The organism is Romboutsia sp. CE17, from assembly GCF_012317385.1.
In the GTDB taxonomy this organism is placed as follows: Bacteria; Bacillota; Clostridia; order Peptostreptococcales; family Peptostreptococcaceae; genus Romboutsia_E.
Genome location: NZ_CP051144.1, coordinates 1,769,631 through 1,790,361, shown reverse-complemented (window position 1 = coordinate 1,790,361; position 20,731 = coordinate 1,769,631). Strand labels below are relative to the sequence as shown.

21 protein-coding genes are annotated in these 20,731 nt (G+C 24.9%); 14 read left to right on the top strand and 7 right to left on the bottom strand.

The genetic code is table 11. The annotated features are described in order from the left end of the window. Nucleotides 1-4 precede the first annotated feature (4 nt). A complete protein-coding gene (locus HF520_RS08575; RefSeq protein WP_168573628.1) occupies nt 5-790 on the bottom strand; it encodes a 3'-5' exonuclease in 786 nt (261 codons plus the stop codon). Between the two features lie 285 nt (nt 791-1,075). Here HF520_RS08575 and HF520_RS08570 point away from each other — a divergent pair, with 285 nt between their 5' ends. The 3 genes from HF520_RS08570 to HF520_RS08560 all read left to right on the top strand — a co-directional run bounded on the left by HF520_RS08570 (nt 1,076) and on the right by HF520_RS08560 (nt 4,829). Next, entirely contained in the window at nt 1,076-2,974 is a 1,899-nt protein-coding gene (locus HF520_RS08570; protein ID WP_168573627.1) for a glutamine synthetase, read from the top strand. 134 nt (nt 2,975-3,108) lie between these two features. Continuing rightward, nucleotides 3,109-3,951, top strand: a complete 843-nt coding sequence (locus HF520_RS15365; protein WP_168573626.1) for a M23 family metallopeptidase — start codon at nt 3,109-3,111, stop codon at nt 3,949-3,951. Nucleotides 3,952-4,142: 191 nt separating this feature from the next. Continuing rightward, on the top strand, nt 4,143-4,829 hold the full coding sequence (locus HF520_RS08560) for a hypothetical protein (protein WP_168573625.1): 687 nt from the start codon (nt 4,143-4,145) through the stop codon (nt 4,827-4,829). Nucleotides 4,830-4,950: 121 nt separating this feature from the next. Here HF520_RS08560 and HF520_RS08555 read toward each other — a convergent pair whose 3' ends face one another. Beyond that, complete coding sequence (locus HF520_RS08555) at nt 4,951-6,078, bottom strand: MGDG synthase family glycosyltransferase (protein WP_168573624.1); 1,128 nt, start codon at nt 6,076-6,078, stop codon at nt 4,951-4,953. A gap of 145 nt (nt 6,079-6,223) precedes the next feature. Here HF520_RS08555 and HF520_RS08550 point away from each other — a divergent pair, with 145 nt between their 5' ends. The 6 genes from HF520_RS08550 to HF520_RS08525 all read left to right on the top strand — a co-directional run bounded on the left by HF520_RS08550 (nt 6,224) and on the right by HF520_RS08525 (nt 11,434). After that, on the top strand, nt 6,224-7,546 hold the full coding sequence (locus HF520_RS08550) for a hypothetical protein (protein ID WP_168573623.1): 1,323 nt from the start codon (nt 6,224-6,226) through the stop codon (nt 7,544-7,546). Between the two features lie 53 nt (nt 7,547-7,599). Beyond that, the gene (locus HF520_RS08545) at nt 7,600-8,631 is read left to right on the top strand and encodes a M42 family metallopeptidase (RefSeq protein ID WP_168573622.1); all 1,032 of its coding nucleotides are present in this window, start codon (nt 7,600-7,602) and stop codon (nt 8,629-8,631) included. A gap of 137 nt (nt 8,632-8,768) precedes the next feature. Further along, nucleotides 8,769-9,080 (top strand): PadR family transcriptional regulator, encoded by a 312-nt coding sequence (locus HF520_RS08540; protein ID WP_168573621.1) that lies wholly within the window; start codon nt 8,769-8,771, stop codon nt 9,078-9,080. Nucleotides 9,081-9,093: 13 nt separating this feature from the next. Further along, entirely contained in the window at nt 9,094-9,837 is a 744-nt protein-coding gene (locus HF520_RS08535) for a DUF1700 domain-containing protein (RefSeq protein ID WP_168573620.1), read from the top strand. Continuing rightward, nucleotides 9,830-10,852, top strand: a complete 1,023-nt coding sequence (locus HF520_RS08530) for a DUF4097 family beta strand repeat-containing protein (protein WP_168573619.1) — start codon at nt 9,830-9,832, stop codon at nt 10,850-10,852. The genes HF520_RS08535 and HF520_RS08530 overlap by 8 nt, the downstream gene beginning before the upstream one ends. 78 nt (nt 10,853-10,930) lie before the next feature. Next, the gene (locus HF520_RS08525) at nt 10,931-11,434 is read left to right on the top strand and encodes a hypothetical protein (protein ID WP_168573618.1); all 504 of its coding nucleotides are present in this window, start codon (nt 10,931-10,933) and stop codon (nt 11,432-11,434) included. Nucleotides 11,435-11,500: 66 nt separating this feature from the next. Here HF520_RS08525 and HF520_RS08520 read toward each other — a convergent pair whose 3' ends face one another. Continuing rightward, nucleotides 11,501-11,863, bottom strand: a complete 363-nt coding sequence (locus HF520_RS08520) for a hypothetical protein (protein ID WP_168573617.1) — start codon at nt 11,861-11,863, stop codon at nt 11,501-11,503. 251 nt (nt 11,864-12,114) lie between these two features. Between HF520_RS08520 and HF520_RS08515 the strand changes: the two genes are divergently transcribed. Continuing rightward, on the top strand, nt 12,115-13,299 hold the full coding sequence (locus tag HF520_RS08515) for a hypothetical protein (RefSeq protein WP_168573616.1): 1,185 nt from the start codon (nt 12,115-12,117) through the stop codon (nt 13,297-13,299). Between the two features lie 192 nt (nt 13,300-13,491). Beyond that, on the top strand, nt 13,492-13,932 hold the full coding sequence (locus HF520_RS08510) for a GtrA family protein (protein ID WP_168573615.1): 441 nt from the start codon (nt 13,492-13,494) through the stop codon (nt 13,930-13,932). Nucleotides 13,933-13,971: 39 nt separating this feature from the next. Here the strand turns inward: HF520_RS08510 and HF520_RS08505 are convergent, their stop codons facing one another. Next, nucleotides 13,972-14,913, bottom strand: a complete 942-nt coding sequence (locus HF520_RS08505; protein WP_168573614.1) for a glycosyltransferase family 2 protein — start codon at nt 14,911-14,913, stop codon at nt 13,972-13,974. Nucleotide 14,914: 1 nt separating this feature from the next. Continuing rightward, nucleotides 14,915-16,321, bottom strand: coding sequence for a DUF3329 domain-containing protein (locus HF520_RS08500; RefSeq protein ID WP_168573613.1), 1,407 nt, complete (start codon nt 16,319-16,321; stop codon nt 14,915-14,917). A gap of 284 nt (nt 16,322-16,605) precedes the next feature. Here HF520_RS08500 and HF520_RS08495 point away from each other — a divergent pair, with 284 nt between their 5' ends. The 3 genes from HF520_RS08495 to HF520_RS08485 are packed head-to-tail and all read left to right on the top strand — an operon-like array spanning nt 16,606 to nt 19,119. Continuing rightward, nucleotides 16,606-17,547: a metal ABC transporter solute-binding protein, Zn/Mn family gene (locus HF520_RS08495; RefSeq protein ID WP_168573612.1), complete on the top strand. Its 942-nt coding sequence runs from the start codon at nt 16,606-16,608 to the stop codon at nt 17,545-17,547. Between the two features lie 8 nt (nt 17,548-17,555). Further along, a complete protein-coding gene (locus HF520_RS08490; RefSeq protein WP_168573611.1) occupies nt 17,556-18,278 on the top strand; it encodes a metal ABC transporter ATP-binding protein in 723 nt (240 codons plus the stop codon). 16 nt (nt 18,279-18,294) lie between these two features. Then, nucleotides 18,295-19,119, top strand: coding sequence for a metal ABC transporter permease (locus HF520_RS08485; RefSeq protein WP_207710988.1), 825 nt, complete (start codon nt 18,295-18,297; stop codon nt 19,117-19,119). Nucleotides 19,120-19,179: 60 nt separating this feature from the next. Here HF520_RS08485 and HF520_RS08480 read toward each other — a convergent pair whose 3' ends face one another. Together HF520_RS08480 and HF520_RS08475 are read right to left on the bottom strand one after the other, a co-directional pair. Further along, entirely contained in the window at nt 19,180-19,500 is a 321-nt protein-coding gene (locus HF520_RS08480; protein WP_168573610.1) for a YlbF family regulator, read from the bottom strand. 310 nt (nt 19,501-19,810) lie between these two features. Next, complete coding sequence (locus HF520_RS08475) at nt 19,811-20,629, bottom strand: pyridoxamine kinase (protein ID WP_168573609.1); 819 nt, start codon at nt 20,627-20,629, stop codon at nt 19,811-19,813. Nucleotides 20,630-20,731 lie beyond the last annotated feature (102 nt).

Sequence of the window (20,731 nt, the reverse complement as noted above, 5' to 3'; positions counted from 1 at the left end):
TAGCTTATCTTTTTTTGAAATTTACTTTTTTATCCTTAGATTCTATTACAAATTGATTAGTTCTTCCCATTTTATATGCTAAATCTATTATTTTCTTTTCTTCTTTAGTTAATGATCTCTCTAAGATTTTCTCAAACTCATTGAATAGTTTTTCGTAATCAACTTCTTTTTTTGATTTACGCTTAGATTGAGATAGCTTAATTGGAGTATAAATATAAACATCTGGAACAATAGATGGATTATTTATTTTTATAAATATTTGAGCTGTATAATAGGCATCATTTAATGCATTATGATAGGATTTATCTTGATTTAAGCCTAATATAGAAATTGCATTTTGAAGTCCAATGCTTTTTCCAGCTGGGTTATTAAAATATTTAGATGCATGCTCTTGTATATTAATATAAGATTTAGGTAAAAGCTTCGATGGTAAATCGTAATAATTTACATTTCTATAAAGTTCTTTTAAATCTCCTGTTCCCCATACAACTAAAATATTCTTTTTTGAAGATATAAACTTCTTAAAGTCTTTGAATACTTGAGGAAAACTCTCAGCATCTTTTACATCATCTTCAGTTATATTAGTCATTTTTTTTATAAAAGGATGAATATCTTTGTAAATCTCAGGTTTTACATATGCATTAAAAGTATCTATCATATTAAAGTTTGAATCTAACTTTATTGCACCTATTTGTATTATTTCAAAAGGGCACTTTTCATTAGAAACAGTTTTATTAAGAGTTTTATCAAATCCCTGATTAAACTCTAAATCAAAAATTATATATTCCATAATTTTCTCTCCTAAAATTTCTTGACATAACTTGGTATAAAAATTCTTATTATAATTAATAGTATACCCTATATTAATAAAAATTTGAAATGTTACGATTAAAAATAGCATTAATTTAGTATATAAAAAGTTAAATAAAATATATTTTCAGAATAATTATATAAATAAAACATTAAATATTGCGAACCTTTATTCTATAAGATATAATAATATAAAGTTTAAAACGAATAAATAATAGACAGGATAAAGATATGTTATTTATCGCAACATAAGGGGGAAATATATATGATAAATTTATTGCACGTTATAGAAAAAGAAAGATACGATGCAAATGAATTAAAAACTTTATTATCAGAGCATAAACATATAAAATTCGTTTCACTATTTGGGGTGGACTTAGGTGGAAATGCAACTGATGAGAAAATACCAATGGATTTATTCTTAGATGATATAGAAAGCTTCTTATCTTCAGCTGTTCAAACAGATGGTTCAAGTGTTGAGCTTTATGAAATAGCTACGTTAAATAATGCTAAGGTTGATTTAATGCCAGATGAAAGTAGTAGATGGTATGTTGATTATAATTTAGATCATATAGATGAAGAAACTAATTTACCAGTTGGTACATTAAAAATTCCAGCATTCTTAATACATGACAATAAAAAGGTTTGTTCTAGAGGAATACTTCAAAAAGCTGAAAATTATTTTAAAAGCTCTTTATTAGAAATATTTGAACAGTATCCTCATATGATAAAAAATATAGGAATAAATGATGTTAGTGAGATTGATAGTATATTATTAACTTCTGCAACTGAATTAGAGTTTTGGGTAAATACTCCAGAAGATAAAGCTGACTTTGAAGAGTTATCAGTATCGCAAAGTTTAAAAGAACAATACTGGAAAAGAACTCATGGATTAATAAGAACTTGTCTAGAAAAGACTTTAATAGCTCTTCAAGCTAAAGGAATATGTCCTGAAATGGCTCATAAAGAGGTTGGAGGAATTCAAAGTACTATAAGTATAGATGGTAAAATAAATCATGCTATGGAACAATTAGAGGTTTCTTGGAAGTTCTCTTCGCCATTACAAGCTGCTGATAATGAATTAGTTGTAAGAGAGGTTATAGAGGATATATTTACAACTAATGGATTAGAGGTTACATTTAAGGCAAAACCTATACATGGTGTTGCAGGTAGCGGAAAGCATACTCATGTTGGTGTAAGTGCAAAATTAAAGGACGGAAGATTAAAAAATTTATTTGCCCCAGCAGATATGTCTAAAGATTATTTAAGTGAAATAGGATACGGAGCATTAATGGGATTATTAAATAATTATGAAGTATTAAATCCATTTGTAGCATCTACAAATGATGCATTTAATAGATTAGTTCCAGGATTTGAAGCCCCAGTTTGTATAGTTACTTCATTAGGTCATACTTATGAAACACCATCAAGAAATAGATCTGTTCTTGTAGGACTAGTAAGAGATGTTAAAAACCCAAAAACTTTAAGATTTGAGTTAAGATCACCAAATCCTTTATCAAATGTTTATTTAATAATAGCAGGCTGCTACCAAACTATGTTACATGGTATAAAGGCTGTAGCTAAGAGCAAACTTACAACTAAAGATCTTGAAAAGGAATTATCTAAGGATGTTGGTGAAGTCAGCTTCTATTTAGATAAAAATAGAGCTTATAGAGATGAAAATAATGTATTTGAATATTATTCATTAGAAGAAAGAAATCAAAGATTCTCAGCACCACCTGCAACGGTGTATGAAAATGTAAAAGCTTTTGATTTATACTCAGATAAATTAGAATCTTTAAAGCAAGGTGGAGTATTTACAGATAAAATAATAAACTCATTCAAAGTAGGTTCTATTGATAAATGGAAGAAAGAATTAGAAAATAGAATAATAAAATCTTATTCTGCAAGAATAAGAAACTATGTAAAGCTACATACAAAGGAAAATATGGATGCTTTAGATGAAGTTATGTGGAATTCAATCTCAGATATTAAATTTAATGTAATGAAAGATACTTTAACAAGAAAATCTTTATTTAGTCAAATAAGAGAATCTATAGAAAATGAAGATTATGAAACTGTTTCTAATCTTCAATTAGAATTAAAGAAAAATATGACAGAAATAAGATCATTATATATAAAATATAAGAGAAATATATATTAATTAAATAAAAAAGGCTATTCCAAAACAATGTTGTTTTGGGATAGCTTTTTTATGATTTAGGGAATTATAGCGAATTGAATAAAAAAAATTAACTTAGTCTATATTAATATATAGTTGCAAAAGGAGGATAAAAAATGAATGAATATTTTAAGAATGTGATATATAAACTATGTATATCACTAGTATTATTAATATCATTAAGTTCTTATAATACATCTTATGCGTTAAGTGTAGAAGATAAAGTAGATATTTTAATACAAAATCAAGAAACACAAAAAAATTTAAATGAAAAAATTAAAGAGCTAGATAATATATTAGAAAGTAAAAATAAAGAATTAGATAATGTAAAAGATTACATAGATAATGAAGGAAATGAAAAAATAGAGGTTATTACTATAAGCTTTGTACCTAAGGAAGAAGAATACGATGAAAGTGAAAAAATTACATCAGAGATAATAACATTAGAGCAAAATAAAAGTGTTTTAGAAGAAGAATTGCAAGATAATATTATAGAAGGTGTTAAATTAGAAAAGAGTATAGAAGAAGAAGTCTCTATGCAATTAAAAGAAGAAGGTAGTGAGTTTATAGAAGGGATATGGCCATTAAATGACTATAAAGATATAAGTTCTGGATTTGGATATAGAATACATCCAATTACACAAGTTAAGAGTTTTCATAAGGGTATAGATATCCCAGCGCCACAAGACACTGATGTATTAGCAACTGATAGCGGAGTTGTAATATTTTCTGGTTATCAAAATGGTTATGGAAATGTAGTTAAAATAAAGCATTTTGATGGTAAAATCACAGTTTATGCACATAACAACTCAAATGTAGTATCTAAAGGAGATATAGTAAAGCAAGGTCAAGTTATATCTAAAGTTGGGACAACAGGAAATTCTACAGGTAACCATGTCCATTTTGAAATAATCGTAAATGACGAAAATATAAATCCTATAAAGGGGATAATAAGATAAAAAAGATATTAGGTATAATAAATAATTTATACCTAATATCTTTTTTATCTTAATGAAACTACATTATGATAAGAAATATATATAAATGATAACATTAAAGGATTTATAAAATATAGGTAGAATTTTTATATTTATATAAGATATAAGGGGTACAAATTGTTAAAGAGAATAATAAATTATGTTTGGGGGAAGTGGTAAAAATAAAAAGCAAAATATTAACAGATTTTATAATTTATATTGCATCACCTATAATAATTTATATGGTAGGTGGAATCAAATTTTTTAACTCTAACGTATTTTATTTACTTTTAGGCTTAGTAATATACTCAATGTATACAAAGTATAGTCAAAATAGAATTACTATATCAGGAATATTAATTATGATACTAATAACAGTATATATTTATTTTTCAGGGAATGAATCTAATGATTTTAATTTATACATTTCTAATACATATTTATTTGGAATAGCTGCAGCTGTTGTACTGATATTAGATTTATTTAATAAAAACATATTTAACCAAATATATATAGATGTTTTGAATACAAAACTAAGTAATAAAGTAATAATAAATAGCCTTATTAGAAAAAGAAAATTAGAAAAGAATTTTAACTTATTATCAAACGTAATAGTGCTGTACTTAATTATAGATTTACTTATACGAATCTTTTCTATAACTAGTTACGGTGTTAGAGAATATAAAAAAATTTTCAATCTAGAAGTATTAAATTTATTTATATTCTTATGCATTTTGGTTTATCATGTGTATAAAATTATATTAAAAACAATTGAAGACAAATCTTTATCTAATAAAGATAATTTAAATAAGATAAAAGAAGGAAGAGTTATAAAATTAAATCAATATAGAAAGAGCTAATAAATAAAATATATTATAAAAGGTGTAAAGTTATATTTAAACTTTACACCTTTTTATTATCTAAAATTATGAAGCTAATCAAAGTATAAGTTATTGGTTGTATGTATTAATTAAATTAGTATTAATTTTTATTTTCTATTAATTCAGAAATATATTTATAGATTTTTTCCGGGTAAATAGTATTTCTAAAGTCTGATATATTTTCTAACATAAATTTAATTAGAGAATTAAATTTACTTGAAACTATAGATTTAAAAATTTCCTTTAAATCATCTTCATCACTATAAATTATACCGATTCCTTTATCTACTATAAACTTAGCATTTTCTATTTCTTGACCTACTTTTGGAAGTCTTACAATTATAGGTGTTTTAGAATGAATAGCTTCAAATAAAGTGGCTCCACCTGGTTTAGTAAGCATTAGGTCGTATTCTTTTATTAATTCATGCATATTAGTAACAAATCCAAGGACTTTTATATTATTAACTGGTTTTTTTTCTGTTAGATGTTCATAAAGTTTTTTATTTTTGCCAGTAACAATTGTAACTTCAATAACATCTTTATATATACCGACAAACTTATCTATCCAATGCATAAAGTTTTCGTCAAAATCAAATAAACCACGTCCACCGCCTAATAATAATAATCTATACTTACCGGGTATGTATTCTCTTTCTTCGACATAGAAATTTTTATTTATAGGTACACCCGTAACCTTTATAGATTCTGGGGATATTCCTTTTTGAACTAATCTATTTCTAATTTCTTGGCTAGGAACAAAATACATATCAGTGTTAGGATAAATCCACTCTAAACTATCAACAACATCTGTAATAACAGTTACACAAGGTATAGGATTATCTTTATGTTTTAGATTAAAATTATATACACAAGAAGCCGCTAATGGAAATGTAGATATAATTAAATCAGGATTTACATCAATTATATACTCTGATAACTTTGGAGTATATATCATATGAGAAATATCATATTTTGAGCTAAAAGATTTTTTTAAGTAGTAGTAATAATTATAAAGTTCTGGCATATACTTTGTGTTATTTTCGTACATTTTAACCATAGGTTTATTTATTCTAGGCAGACTTGCATTTATAAAATTTTGTATCACTATATTGTAATTATCATTATATTCACATATATAATCTTTAATTGCATTTGCAGCACTAATATGGCCTGCACCAAATTGAGCTGTTAATATTAAAATTGTTTTATTATTTTGTTCTGAACTCAATATATCACCTCTATAAAGATTTATAGTATTTTATCATATTTATAGTATTATACATTATGATATTCAGTATAAGCAATGGTATTAATTTTATTAATGAAGAAGGAAATATAAAATTAAGGTTGAAAAAGTATACAGAGGTGAAAATATGGAAGGAATAAATAAGAATAAAAACTATGAGGCAAAAGGTAATGAAAGCGAATCTTTAACTATACTCGAAATGATTATTTATTCAATTATAGGAATATGTATATTTTTTATACCTATAAATTTGAATTACCAAACTCAGACCTTGTTATACCATATTACCGATAAAATTCAATCAGACTATAAAACATTTATACAAGTATGTATAATTTTATTTATATCTTTAGGAAGTATAAAATCATTTATTAAGAAAGATAAAAGTAAGATTATATTATTTTTTAGGATTTTAAGTATATTAATTTTAATAAATATATTTTATGGACAAAATTATATATTTTTTAAAAATGATAACACAGTATTAATTATAAAAGAATTAGTATTTAATTTATCTATAGTACTTCCAATTTCAGCAATCTTTATGCCATTTATATTAAATTATGGATTATTAGAAATAGTAGAGTCATACTGCCACCCAATTATGAAAAAGCTATTTAAAGTCAGTGGAAAAGTAGTATTAAATATATTGATATTCGTATTTACAGATTGTTTTTGTGGACTTTATATGGCAAATAAACTGTATAATCAAGGAAAACTTAGATTAAATGAGTTATACATGTTGATTTTAAATTTTTCTATTATATCATTTTCCATGTTTAGATACACCTATGTAGAATTAAGTATAAATAATTTAAGTTTTATTTTTATTACTTTGTTAATACTAATACTTAGTAATATGATTTTATGTAGAATTTATCCTTTAAGTAAAATAAAAAAATCATATTATATAAAAACTAATTATAGAGAGAGTATACACAGGAAATATAAGTTTAAAAAAGGTATAAATAAGTACTTACAAAATAAAGAAGATAAGAAAATGATCTTGTATATATTAGATAATCTAGAAGAAGTTATCAATTTAAATATGACCTTAATACCAAATATACTAATAATATTTTTTATTAGTGATTTTATTTTTTATAATGAAGATATAGTTTATATTTTTAGTAAAATATTTTATCCAATTATAAATATGCTTAATCTTTCAGACGTGGAACTAATAAGTAAATCTATTATTTATAGCTTTTATAATGAGATAATAGCAATAGAGCTTATAAATATGAATATATCTGACAATATAAAATTGCTAATTGGATTATTATTTGTGTTAAAAGGAACTACTTTAACGAGCAATATAGCTTATATAACTGGTTCTAAATTAGAATTAGATAAGAAATACTTTATTTTGGTATATTTAGAACGAATTTTTCTTATATTAATTTTATATGCATCGATATATTATTGCTACACAGGATATATAATGTAAAAAGTTAATATAATTCATTGTGGTTATATGAGCTTATATTTTTAGGAGGCTTTATGAATAAAAAATTATTATATAAGTATATAAAAGAGTTATTAAGTATTCCTAGTCCTTCTGGATATACTGACCAAATTGAAAAGTACATAATAGAAGTATTAGAAGATCTAAATATAAAATATAAAATTAGCAATAAAGGCAATATCATAGTAACTATAAACGGAGAAGACAATGAAAATGCAACTACATTTTCAGCACATGTAGATACTTTAGGAGCATTAGTAAAAGAAATTAAAGATAATGGGAGATTAACTATTAGTTTAATTGGAGACTATGTAGTAAGTTCTGTAGAGGGTGAAAATTGTATAATACACACTAGGAGCAATAAAACTTATGAGGGGACTTTACAAAATATAATGCCTTCTATTCATGTATATGGAGAGGAATCAAAAGAAATTGAAAGAAGTGTAGAAAATTACGAAATAATAATAGATGAAGAAGTTTTTTCTAAAGAAGATGTCAAAAGTTTAGGTATAAATATTGGAGATATAATTTCCTTTGATACAAAGATAAAAATAACTGATTCAGGATTTATTAAAGGAAGGTACTTAGATGATAAAGTAGCTGTAGCAGCAGTTTTATATATAATTAATTATATAAAATTAAATGAAATAAATCTAAAAAATACTATTCATTTTTTATTTAGTAATTATGAAGAAGTATGCCATGGAGCATCATCATTTATACCTGATAACACAAAAAATTTTATTGCCATTGACTTTGGGTGTATTGGAGAACATCAAAATTCTACTGAATATGATGTTAGTATATGTAGTAAAGATTCTAATGGACCATATGACTATGAGCTTTTAAATGATATTATTAATATATGTGATGATAATAACATTAGTTATAAGATAGATGTGTATGATAATTATGGATCGGATGCTATTACTGCAATAAAAGCAGGTTTAGATGCTAAGTTTGCTTTAATAGGACCAGGAATATACGCATCTCATGCTTATGAGAGAACTAATATAAAATCTATTGAAGAAACGATAAGATTAATTATTAAATATATAAGTAAATAAATATGACCTCAAAATTTTATATTTTGAGGTCATATTTATTTTTACTATTGTGCAATACACAATACTGTGTTAGTATATGTGTATAAAATACTACTGTGTAATGCATAATACTATGCAAAAGAGAAGGGAGGTACTTGATGAATACCCAATTTAGAAAAGGCGTTTTAGAAATATGTGTACTAGCTTTAATATCTAAGAAGGATATGTACGGATATGAAATTGTTCAAAATATTTCTAAAGTTATAGATGTTAATGAAGGAACTATATATCCAATACTAAGAAGACTTACAAAGGATGAATACTTTGAAACTTATATATTAGAATCTAACGAAGGTCCAGCTAGAAAATACTATAAAATAACACCTGCAGGTAGAGGAAATCTAGATAAATTAATGAAAGAATGGAAAGAGTTTGTAGGTGCGGTAAATATTATACTAAATGAATATTAAGGAGGTAAGAATCTTGAATAAAAATGAATTTTTAGAAATACTAAAAGACTATCTAAGAAAAGATTTTTCAGATGATGAAGTTAATGATATATTGAGAGACTATGAAGAATATTTTGTAGATGGATTGATTGAGGGAAAAAGTGATATGGAAATAATATCAGCATTAGGATCTCCAAAAGCTATAGCAAAAGAGCTAATATCTCAAATAAAAGAAAAAGATGAAAGTAAGCAGCTTAAAAATAACAAGACTATAAACCATTTTAGTGATGAATATAAAAAGTTAAAAATTAAGGCTAAGGATAAGTTTAGTAAGGGAAAGAGCTATATAAGTGAAAAGCTTACTCCTGATTTATACAAGAAAAATTCGAAATTATCTACAAGAGCTATAAAAATAGTACTATTTTTATTATCTTTATTTTTATTAATACCAGCGTTTACTTTTATAGTAACTATGGTATGTATAGGTATTACCCTAGCTACATCTTTAATAGGTTTTGTAGTTGCAATGCCTTTTATTATTAAGTTTGTATGGGCAGTACCTGAAATAACATCAGTAGTAGTATTTGCATCAATATTTATAATAGGATGTGAAATTATTATATGGCAGATATATTTATTTTTTATAAGATTCTTTAGAAGATTATACAAACAATATATAAATTGGCTAAAAACAAGAAATATATATATAAATGCAAGTGAAAAAAAAGATAAGAACGAAAACAATGATAATTGGGAAGGAGAAGATGATTATGAATAAAAAACTTTCCGTATTTGCAATAATTTTAATAATAGTTGGATTAATTGGTACCATTTGGTCGGGAATAAATACAATGCCATATTTTATGAGGGAAATATCAAAAGCAGAGCAAGAAGCTATCAAAGAAGAAACTATATATAATGAAAGTATTGAAGATACTAAAAAGCTTACAATATATACAACAGAAAGTAATGTAACAGTTAAAAAGAATAATGAAAATAAAATAAAAGTAAATAAGCTTGGAAACGTTGATTATGCAAGATATGATGTTTCAAATAATGATAATAATTTAAGCATAAGTGAGGTTGAAAGTAATAAAAATTATGAATTTAAAATATTAGATTTTAAAGAGTTATTCAACTTAGGAATAAAATCTTTAGTTTCTATAAACAATTCTGGTTTAATAGTTTACATACCAGAAAATGTAGATTTAGAAGTAGTTACCCTTTATGGGAATTTAAATATAGACGATAACTTAAGTTTAAATAGTATATTATTTAAAACATCTAGTGGAGCAATATCTTTACCTAAGAAAATTAAAAATATAGATAAATTACAAATATTAAGTTCTAGCAATATTTATTTAGAGGTTACTGAACTTTTGGGAATAAATAGTTTAGATATAGAGTGTGAATACTTAAATATATATTCAAATGAAAGTTATAGCTTTATTGAAAATATAGAGGATTATATACCTGATAATATAAATATTAATCAATATAATGGCAATGAATATGAAGGTACTATACATATAAGTAGCAATATTCCAATATCTAAAAATTTAAGTATAAATTCTGCAAATAATCATGTATACTTGGATTTACCAATAGAAAGTTATAAGTTTAATTTTGATGCTAAGACATCAGATTATATAGAATTAAATTATGACTTATTATATGAAAATACAGTTCCAGAGAAAATTAAGCAAATTAAAGGTCTTATAAATAAAGATTTAGAAAAAATGGAAAAAGAATATAATATAAATGTGAAATGTAGACATCTTGAAATACAATAAATATAATATAATGTTAAAAAATAGAAAAATTCTTCAATATATGATATAATGTAAAAAATTCTATATTGAGGTATGCTTATGAATAAATTCAATACAGTTATATTTTTAAGCACTACTATTTTATTTGGTACTGCATGTTCAAATTTTAATGAAAGTACAACAGATATTCAAAATTTAGATAATATTACTGCAGTTGAAAGTAAAACGAGTAATAGTGAGACTTTAGCTATACAAATAGATTCAAAGGATGCATCTCAGTTTGTTGAAATAGAATACGATGCCAATAGTACTAATAAAGAAAAAGTTAATTTAATACTATCTACTATTTCAAAAGAGTGCTTTAATGGATTACCTATAAAGGCTAGTATTGTTAACAATAATTATGTAGAAATAAATCTTGAAGAATTTAAAGATGATTCTAAAGAAATTTCTTGGAAAGTTGATTACTTAAATGAGTATGCTAAATTTGATACTATAAATCTTATAGTTAAAAATATTTTACAAGATAATTATAAATCTAAATCCCTTAATATAAAAGAGGTAAGTGTTTACTATAATAACGAATTAATTACATTGGATTAATATAAAAAGGAATGTATTTATTGATAATACATTCCTTTTTATATTTTAGTAAAAAATATTCTTATATTAAAACTTTATAACACTGTTTAAGATAATTTCATTATCATCATCAGGATTAATATCTTGTAAATTATTTTTTTCAAGAATATCCTTTGATAAAAAGTTTTCTTTTGTTATATAATTAGCAATCGATAATATACCAATTCCAGCAAAAAGCTTTAGCTGTTGTTTTCCTATATATTTAAAGGTAGGTATTAAAATCTTTCTTCCTTTTTGGCTTAACAAAGCTGTTGTAGATAAAATTGTACCAGATGTAATTAAAGTGGTTAATAAAGGGTATTCACTAATAAAATTGGATTTACAATTACAATTACAATTATAATCACAATATTGATCTAATTCTTTTTTATTTTCGTTAGTAGAAGGCATAGAATCACTCCAATTTCATAAATTTAAAAGCTCTATTTATAGGTTATGCAATAAAGTAAATATTATAATTTATAAAATATGTTAAATTTAAAAAGCAAAATATAAAAATAAAAAACACTTAAATTTAGTAGATGATCCATAAAAGATAAATAATTAGTAACCAGTTTAAGTTGGAATCATATAATTATAGTAAACAACATAAGCCATGCTTATGAAATTTTAAATCTACAGCAAAGGGGTTTTGACACGTTATGAGAAAGAAAAAGAAACAATCTTGTTCATGCACTCCTCAGTATGATGCTTGCAATCCATGTGAAGAAAAAATGAATTGTAAACCTGCAAAACAAACTAAATCAGCTAATGTATGTTCATGTAATACAGCTTGTAAAAAGCCAATAAAAAAATATATAGATGATTTATGCGAGGATTATGAGATCACATGTGTTGATAAATGTGTAAATCTAGCTAAGAAAGCAGAAGAATTATTTGAAAAAGCATTAGATTATGATTGTAAGGCTAATGAGGCTTATAATCAAGCTAAAGAATGCGAGAAATCTGCTAAAGTATTAGAACAAAAAGCTAATAATTTATTACAAAATGCAAGTTGTACTGAAAGGGAAGCTAAGGCGGCAGAATGTAAGGCTCAGCAATTAATGCAAAAAGCGGAAGAACTTTGTGCTAAGGCAAAATGTTTATATCAAGAGGGGAAACAAATACAACAAGAAGCAGAAACTAACTGTGAAAGTGCAAAATGCTTATATGAAAAAGCGCAATGCTATAATGAAAAAGCTAAAGAGTTATATTCTCAAGCATTAAAATGTGATGAAAAAGCATTAGAATGCTATAAGAGTGCAGGAGAAAAAATAAAAGAATACGAAAGTAAATCTAAAAAATGTGAAGAAATGATTGAAAAATGTGGCTCTAAATTAGATAAATGTTCTAAAATGGATCCTTGTAAGACAGAAAAAACTTATGAATATGTAAAAGTAGAAGAAATTTGCAAAACATCTAAACCAAGTTGTACTTGTAAATATGAAGAATATGATTATTCTTGTAATCCTCCTAAGAAAAAATCTTATGGATGCAAAAGTCAGCCAGTACAAAATCAATGTAATATGAATCCATGTGATATGAACCAATATAACATGAATATGCATAATATGAAGACTTATAATCAAAGCAAACAACCTGAGACTATATATGTAGAAGACTGTGACCTTTGTACAGGAAATTTATGCTCAACTTATGTAAGTCCAATGTATGATATGACACCAATGCAATGTATGGGTAATATGTCAAGTAAATATCCATCTCTAGACATGCCATATATGAATCAAATACAAGATATAAATGACATGAACGATATGTGGATGAATTATTACATGCATATGCAAAATATGTATATGCAAAATATGATGCCATTTGATAAAATGTAATAAATTTAAATTCTAAAAAAAGAGCCTATTAAATGGCTCTTTTTTATATATTTAGGTAATAAGTATTTTAAGATAAATTGAATATACTAATAATAGACAAACTAAAATGATATTAAAATTTACTATTATATAATTATATGGTATATTAAATAATAGATTTTAGAAAAGATATAAAAGGTGGTGATTAATAGAGTGGATTTAAAAAAATATAAAGAAAGCATACTTTATTTAGTGTTTGGTGGTTTAACTTTTCTTGTAAATATGATTACATATGTACTTTTTACTAGAGTAGTTAAAGCCGATGTTTTAGTATCAAATTGTATTGCTTGGATTGTAGCGGTTTTATTTGCTTACGTGACAAATAAATTTTTTGTTTTTGAAAGTAGAGAAACTGATTTAAAATATATATTAAAAGAATTTAGAGCCTTTGTAAGTTGTAGAATTTTTTCTGGAGTAGTGGAATTAGTTATAATATTTGTAATGGCAACTTTAATGGGAATAAACGATTTATTTGTAAAGATAGTAACTAATGTAGTTGTTATTGTTTTAAACTTTATATTTAGTAAATTAATTATATTTAAAAAAAAGGATATAAGTATAAATAATAAGAGAGATGATTTTACTTATAATTAAATATACATAAAAAGATGTCCAAATATAGGACATCTTCTTTTATTCTATAGATCCTGAATATTCTTCAACGAAGTATAATGGTCTACCTTTTACTTCTATGAAAATTCTTCCTAAGTATTCACCTATAATACCTAATGATATTAGCTGAACAGCACTTAAGAACAATAATATGCAAACCATACTAGCATAACCTGGTACATCTACACCGAAAATTATAGTTTTAGAAAATACAAATATCATATATATGAAAGAAGCAATACCACTTAATATACCCATTAATGTAGAGATTCTAAGTGGCAGTATAGTAAAGGATACTATTCCTTCAATTGCTAAATCCATTAACTTAAAGTAATTCCATTTAGTTTGACCAGCAATTCTTGAATCTCTATCAAATTCTATTTCTTTTTTCTTAAAGCCTATTAAACTAAACATTCCTTTAGTATATCTTTGTCTTTCAGGAAAAGACTTTAAAGCTTCTATAGCTCTTCTGCTTAAAAGTCTGAAGTCTCCTGTATCTTTTTGTATAGGTACATCAGATACTTTTTGTAAAATTCTGTAGAAGGCTTTTGATGTAAACTTCTTAAGCCAAGTTTCGCCATCTCTGCTTCTTCTCTTAGCATAAACGTCATCATATCCTTCTTCATAGTATTTAACCATATCAACTATTAACTCAGGAGGATCTTGTAAGTCAGCATCTATTATAGCAACAGCTTCACCTGTAACATAGTCAAATGCCGCACCCATAGCAACTTCTTTGCCAAAGTTTCTAGATAAATTAACATAGCAAACTCTTTTATCAGCTTTGCGTAATGCCTTAACTATTTCTAAAGAGCTATCTTTGCTACCGTCATTGACAAATAGAAATTCTAACTCATAATCTTTTATTTGTTCTCCTAGAGCAACTAGCCTATTATATAAATGAGGAAGAGATTCCTCTTCATTATACATTGGTATTATTATAGATAATATTTTATTTTTCATATTAATCAACTCCAATTATTGAATTTACGTCATAATATTTAGCCATCCATTTGTTAATCCAAGACTCTTTATCGTCGCTAATATATCTACTACCTCTAAATGCATTATATTCACTTTGAACTTTAGGTATATTTTTAATTTCTATATCCAAATTTCCATTTTCTTTTTCTGTATTTATTGTAGAAATTTGAGTATTTATACTTTTGTAAGTTTTAACAATATCCTTATAAGCAGTATTGTAACTATAAGCAAATTTAATTGTAAATCCTATCAGAGCAACTGCTAAAATTATGTGTAATGATTTGAAATCAATAGATATATTTGAATAAATATTTCCAATTGCAATTATAACAAACACTATAGGTCCAAACCAAGTTCTAGCAGGTATCTGAGGAGAAACAACTAAAACTACTATTCCTGCAAGAGCAGATAATACATACATAAAAGATATAGTAAGTGATTTATTTATTAGTTGTATATTATTATTAGTTATTAGGAAGAAAGCTAAAACTACTAATAATAATATAGTAAGTCCAAACATAAGTGTAAATGAAGTACCAAATACATTTCCTATGTTTTTAAATATGTCTACTGTTTTATTAACTAAGTATTCTTTTCTAGCATTATTTCCAGGTGCAAGAGCTAAAAGCCCGAAGCTAATAGATCCAGAGAAGAATCCAGAAAATGCCCATTTAGGTATTCTTATATTTGTAAACTTATAGTAAGCCATAAATAACATAGTTAATAATATCATAGCTCCACCAGTATTTTCATTTGTCCAACCAGCTAAGAAACCTATGATAATCATAATAATGAAATTTAAAACACTATCTTTAAAATAATTTTCATTTTCAAGATGTTTTCTATATGGTAGTAAGAATAATAATATAATTAAAGTACACCATAAATAATTACCTGCACCTGATACCCATAGTATAGTTAGTCCAAATTGAGGTAAGAAGAACCATAATGATAATATTATACCTATCAATAATGGTATATTTATTTTTTTTGAAACGTTTGAGTGTAAGTAAATAAGTGTAGCTAGTCCAACAAAGGCAATTGAGTTAATAATATTGAAAAACTGCTTATCAAACATTAAGAAAAATTGAACTAAAGTATGTGCAGTAATTCTTCCTCCCCACATAAAGTAGTGGTTATACATAGATTTAATTATATCACTAAAACTTGAAATTCTTTCAACATTATCAGTAGGCATAAAAGATTCATACATAAAATGATATCTAAAATCATCTGAAGTAAAATGAGTATTCTTATTAAGAATATACATCATTCCAAATGTTAACAATAAAATAAGGAAAAAGGAAATTGTTTTACCAATAGAGTTTATTTCAGGATCATTATTTATGCTACTTTTAAATTTTAATGTATTGCTATTTTTTTTCAAAATTATTCCTCCTATATTAAGTCACAAAATATTTTAATCAATATTTTATATTATACATAATTAGAAGTATTTTTTAAACCTAGTTAATAGGAAAATTATAACTACATCTAATACCCATGGTTAATTATATTTTGATAATGAGATCAATATATGAGTCAATTATTAACATGATTAACTAAATATGTTAATATATAAGATTATGGGGGATAATTATATAATGAAATAATTTAGGGGTTAGTAAGTTGAGTTTATATAAATTTAAAATTTTCATAGGAGGTTAAATTATGAAGAAAATATATACAACTATATTAATTATTATAATGAGTTTAGGGCTAGTAGCATGTTCCAATGGTGTTAAGAAAGAAGAAGGTAATACATCGGATGAAAAAGTTAAAGTATATGCAACTATTTTTCCCATATATGACTTTACTAAAAATATAGGGAAAGATAAAATTGAATTAAATTATATTGTTCCACCATCATCTGAGCCACATGATTACGAAATAAGTGCAAAAACTATAAAAGACATACAAAATGCAGATTTACTTATAAAAAATGGTTTAGGAGTAGATGGGTTTGCTGATAATATAAAATCAGAATCAGAAAAATTGAACATTGTAGTAGCAAGTGAAGGAATTGAAAAAATTACATATGAAGAAGGAAGCCATGATGAGAATCATACTGAAGAAGAGCATGATCATGGTGAGTATGATCCACATGTGTGGTTAAATATAAACAATGCTATAAAAGAGTGTGAAAATATCAAAAATGCACTTGTGAAAGTAGATGCTAAAAATAAAGAATATTATGAAGAAAATTATAATAATTATGTAAAAGAATTAAAAGATTTACAAGATAGTTATAAAGAAAATTTAAAAGAAATAAAAAATAAAACTATATTAGTCTCTCATGATGCTTATGGATATTTATGTAAGGAATATGGTATTAATCAAATATCAGTAACAGGTGTAAATCCAAATCAAGAGCCTTCTATGAGCAAAATAGCAGAGCTTACAGACTACGCAAAAGATAAAAATATAAAGTATATATTATTTGATGGATTAGTTAATCCTAAAGTATCTCAAACTATAGCAAATGAAGCTAATATAGATACAATGATTTTATATTCTATTGATGGTATAACTAAAGAAGATTTTAATAATAGTGAAGATTATGTATCATTAATGGAAAAAAATTTAGAAACTCTTAAAACTGTGTTAAAGTAGGTATAAAAATGGTAGATGTAATTAAGTTTAAAGATGTAAGTTTTGGATATGAAGATAAATCTATATTAGAAAATGTTAATTTTAATATTAATCAAGGGGACTATATAGGAATTGTAGGTCCAAATGGTTGTGGAAAAACAACCTTATTAAAGCTTATAATTAATGAATTAAATCCAACTAAAGGCAAGATAAAAATATTAGATAAGGATACTACAACTTTTAGTAATTGGGAAAAGATCGGATATGTAAACCAAAAATCAAATTCATTTTCAACTTCTTTCCCTGCAACAGTAACTGAAGTTGTAGCTATGGACTTAGCGCCTAAAATAGGATTATTTAAGAGAATAAAGAAAAAACACTTAGAAGAGGTTTATAAAGTTTTAAAATTAGTAGGAATCTATGAATTAAAAGATAAATTAATAGGTAGTTTATCAGGAGGCCAGCAACAAAAGGTTTTTATAAGTAGAGCTCTTATGAGAAATCCTAAAATATTAATATTAGATGAACCAACAGTAGGTATAGATTTAAATGGTCAAAAAGAATTTTATGAAATATTAAAGAGGCTAAATGAAAATCTAAATCTTACCATAGTAATAGTTTCACATGATTTATTTATAGTAAAAGAAGAAGTAAAAAAAATAGCAGTACTTAAAAATAAAAATATTAAGGTAATAGATAATATAGATAATGATTTGACAAAGAGTACACTATTAGATCTTTTTGAAATTTAAATAGGAGGCAATATATTTGGAAATATTTCAATATGATTTCATGGTTAGGGCATTAATAGCAGCATCTGTGGTTGGATTAATATGCCCATTAATGGGGATGTTTATAGTATTAAGAAAACTATCTTTAATAGGTGATAGTTTATCTCATATAGCATTATCAGGTATAGCAGCATCTACAATATTTAATGGTAATCCTATTATAGGATCATTAGTAGCATCGAGTTTAGCTGCTCTTATAATTGATAGGCTTAGATGTAGTTTAAAGGAATATGCTGATTTATCTATAGCTATAATAATGGCTTTAGGAGTTGGCATATCAGGAATATTAATGAGTGCATCAAGTGTAAATTTTGATTTATTTTCTTTTATGTATGGTAGCATTGCTACTGTGACAGAAGAAGATATTTTTATAATAATAGCAACTGCTATAATAGTTATATTATTTATAAATTTATTTTTCAAAGAGTTAGTATACATAACATTTGATGAAGAAAATGCTAAATTATCAAATATACCAGTAAAAATGATAAACTCTATTTTTATGATATTAGTTGCAGCAAGTATAACTATGACACTTAGAATAGTTGGGGTATTATTAGTATCTTCATTAATAGCAATACCAGTTGCGACAAGTTTAAAAGTAGCAAAGAGTTTTAAACAATCTATTTTTTATGCAATATTATTTGGAGAAATATCTATAATAAGTGGAGTAATATTATCATTTTATATGGATGTAGCTCCAGGTGCTATAATTGTAATTGTGAGCATACTGCAATTAATAATTGTAAGTATTTTTAATAATTTAAAAACTAAAAGGAAGGCTATAAAAGCTATAAACTAAAAAATGTCCTTAAATTAATATTAATTTAAGGACATTTTTATATAATAATATATTATAAGTTTATTTAACAAGTTCTTTTTCTATAGTTTTATACAATCTTTCCATCATAGCATTAAAGTTCTTAGTAGCCTCCATATAATTAGCTACGAGAGGTAGATTAAAAAATGTATCGTATTCTTTATTCAACTTATTTATTCTTGCAGTAGCATCTTCTATTTTATATCTGGAATAAATAGAATTTTTAGTATTAATATAAGAATCAAATTGTCTTTTTAAGGATCTATTTTTCTCAATATCAATTTTACATTTATTCATGTATTTAAATTCATCGGTATTTTTTATATAGCTTGCAAATTCTTTTGCTTTATGATTAATATCCATTATATAACCCCCCCATATTTCAATACTTCTATATATTATATTTTATAAACCTAAGGGAAGATATAGAACTATTAAGTAATAAATGATTTTTACTTACTAATAAGATAAAAAAACTGTATCAAATTATACAAATAGATAATAGTATATTATGTAGCTACTAATAAGACAAGATTTAAAATGGACATCGTGGAAAAATAAAAAGTTATGTATTAAGAATAATATCTTAATACATAACTTTTTTATATTAAAAGAATTATATTAATTTAATAACTATGGATATACTATGGAAAATACTTATATCAATATAGGACTATAAATTTGTTAAATCAGATAAAAACATTTCAAACATAACACCATCATTTCTATTAGTTTTAAACTGGGATGTGTAGTTGATTGTTTTATATATATAATTTGTTGCAGTATTAACTGCAAAGTTTAAGTCATAGTTATTAGCTAATAAACCACAAACAATAGATGTAAAAATATCACCAGTACCACTATAAGATCGATTATTGTATTTTACAGATGTAAAGTAAGGTTGGTCAGTAGTTTTATTATAAGCCAAGTTGATTATATTATCATTTTCTACTATACCAGTAATAACTACATTTTCAGGGCCTAAACTTGATAAGGTCTTAGCTATGGATATAAGTTCATCTCTTGTATAGTCTAGGCGATATTCCTTTTCTGTTAATATACATGCTTCTGTTAAGTTAGGTGTAATTAAATTTGAACGTTTTACTAGTTCTTTCATCTCATTACACATTTCTTTTGTAAATGTTGGATATAAAATTCCATTATCACCCATAACAGGGTCAACCACAACTAAAGAAGCGGAGTTTTCTTTTATAAAGTTTAAAACTATCTCAATTTGTTGAATTGAACCTAAAAAACCACTATATATACAATCAAATTCAATAGATAAATTTTTCCATACAGTTTTGTAACTATTCATTTCATCAGTAAAATCCAAGAAGGTAAACTCAGGATAATTAGTCTGACTTGAAAGTATAGCAGTTGGAAAAGGGCAGCATTGAACCTTTAATGCTGAAAGTATTGGTATAGCTACAGTTAGTGAACATCTACCTATACCAGATAAATCATTAATCGCTGCGACTCTTTTTAGCATAATAACCCTCCGAAAAATAATTTTATAAATATATATTACTACTAATATTTATAAAAAAATATAATTTGCAAAAAATAAATATAAAAATTTTAATGTATTGAT

What these genes read in the sequence shown, in the direction of transcription:
- HF520_RS08575 (WP_168573628.1), bottom strand. Translation starts at nt 790, where the DNA reads ATGGAATATATAATTTTTGATTTAGAGTTTAATCAGGGATTTGATAAA.
- HF520_RS08570 (WP_168573627.1), top strand. Translation starts at nt 1,076, where the DNA reads ATGATAAATTTATTGCACGTTATAGAAAAAGAAAGATACGATGCAAAT.
- HF520_RS15365 (WP_168573626.1), top strand. Translation starts at nt 3,109, where the DNA reads ATGAATGAATATTTTAAGAATGTGATATATAAACTATGTATATCACTA.
- HF520_RS08550 (WP_168573623.1), top strand. Translation starts at nt 6,224, where the DNA reads ATGGAAGGAATAAATAAGAATAAAAACTATGAGGCAAAAGGTAATGAA.
- HF520_RS08545 (WP_168573622.1), top strand. Translation starts at nt 7,600, where the DNA reads ATGAATAAAAAATTATTATATAAGTATATAAAAGAGTTATTAAGTATT.
- HF520_RS08540 (WP_168573621.1), top strand. Translation starts at nt 8,769, where the DNA reads ATGAATACCCAATTTAGAAAAGGCGTTTTAGAAATATGTGTACTAGCT.
- HF520_RS08530 (WP_168573619.1), top strand. Translation starts at nt 9,830, where the DNA reads ATGAATAAAAAACTTTCCGTATTTGCAATAATTTTAATAATAGTTGGA.
- HF520_RS08525 (WP_168573618.1), top strand. Translation starts at nt 10,931, where the DNA reads ATGAATAAATTCAATACAGTTATATTTTTAAGCACTACTATTTTATTT.
- HF520_RS08520 (WP_168573617.1), bottom strand. Translation starts at nt 11,863, where the DNA reads ATGCCTTCTACTAACGAAAATAAAAAAGAATTAGATCAATATTGTGAT.
- HF520_RS08515 (WP_168573616.1), top strand. Translation starts at nt 12,115, where the DNA reads ATGAGAAAGAAAAAGAAACAATCTTGTTCATGCACTCCTCAGTATGAT.
- HF520_RS08505 (WP_168573614.1), bottom strand. Translation starts at nt 14,913, where the DNA reads ATGAAAAATAAAATATTATCTATAATAATACCAATGTATAATGAAGAG.
- HF520_RS08495 (WP_168573612.1), top strand. Translation starts at nt 16,606, where the DNA reads ATGAAGAAAATATATACAACTATATTAATTATTATAATGAGTTTAGGG.
- HF520_RS08490 (WP_168573611.1), top strand. Translation starts at nt 17,556, where the DNA reads ATGGTAGATGTAATTAAGTTTAAAGATGTAAGTTTTGGATATGAAGAT.
- HF520_RS08480 (WP_168573610.1), bottom strand. Translation starts at nt 19,500, where the DNA reads ATGGATATTAATCATAAAGCAAAAGAATTTGCAAGCTATATAAAAAAT.
- HF520_RS08475 (WP_168573609.1), bottom strand. Translation starts at nt 20,629, where the DNA reads ATGCTAAAAAGAGTCGCAGCGATTAATGATTTATCTGGTATAGGTAGA.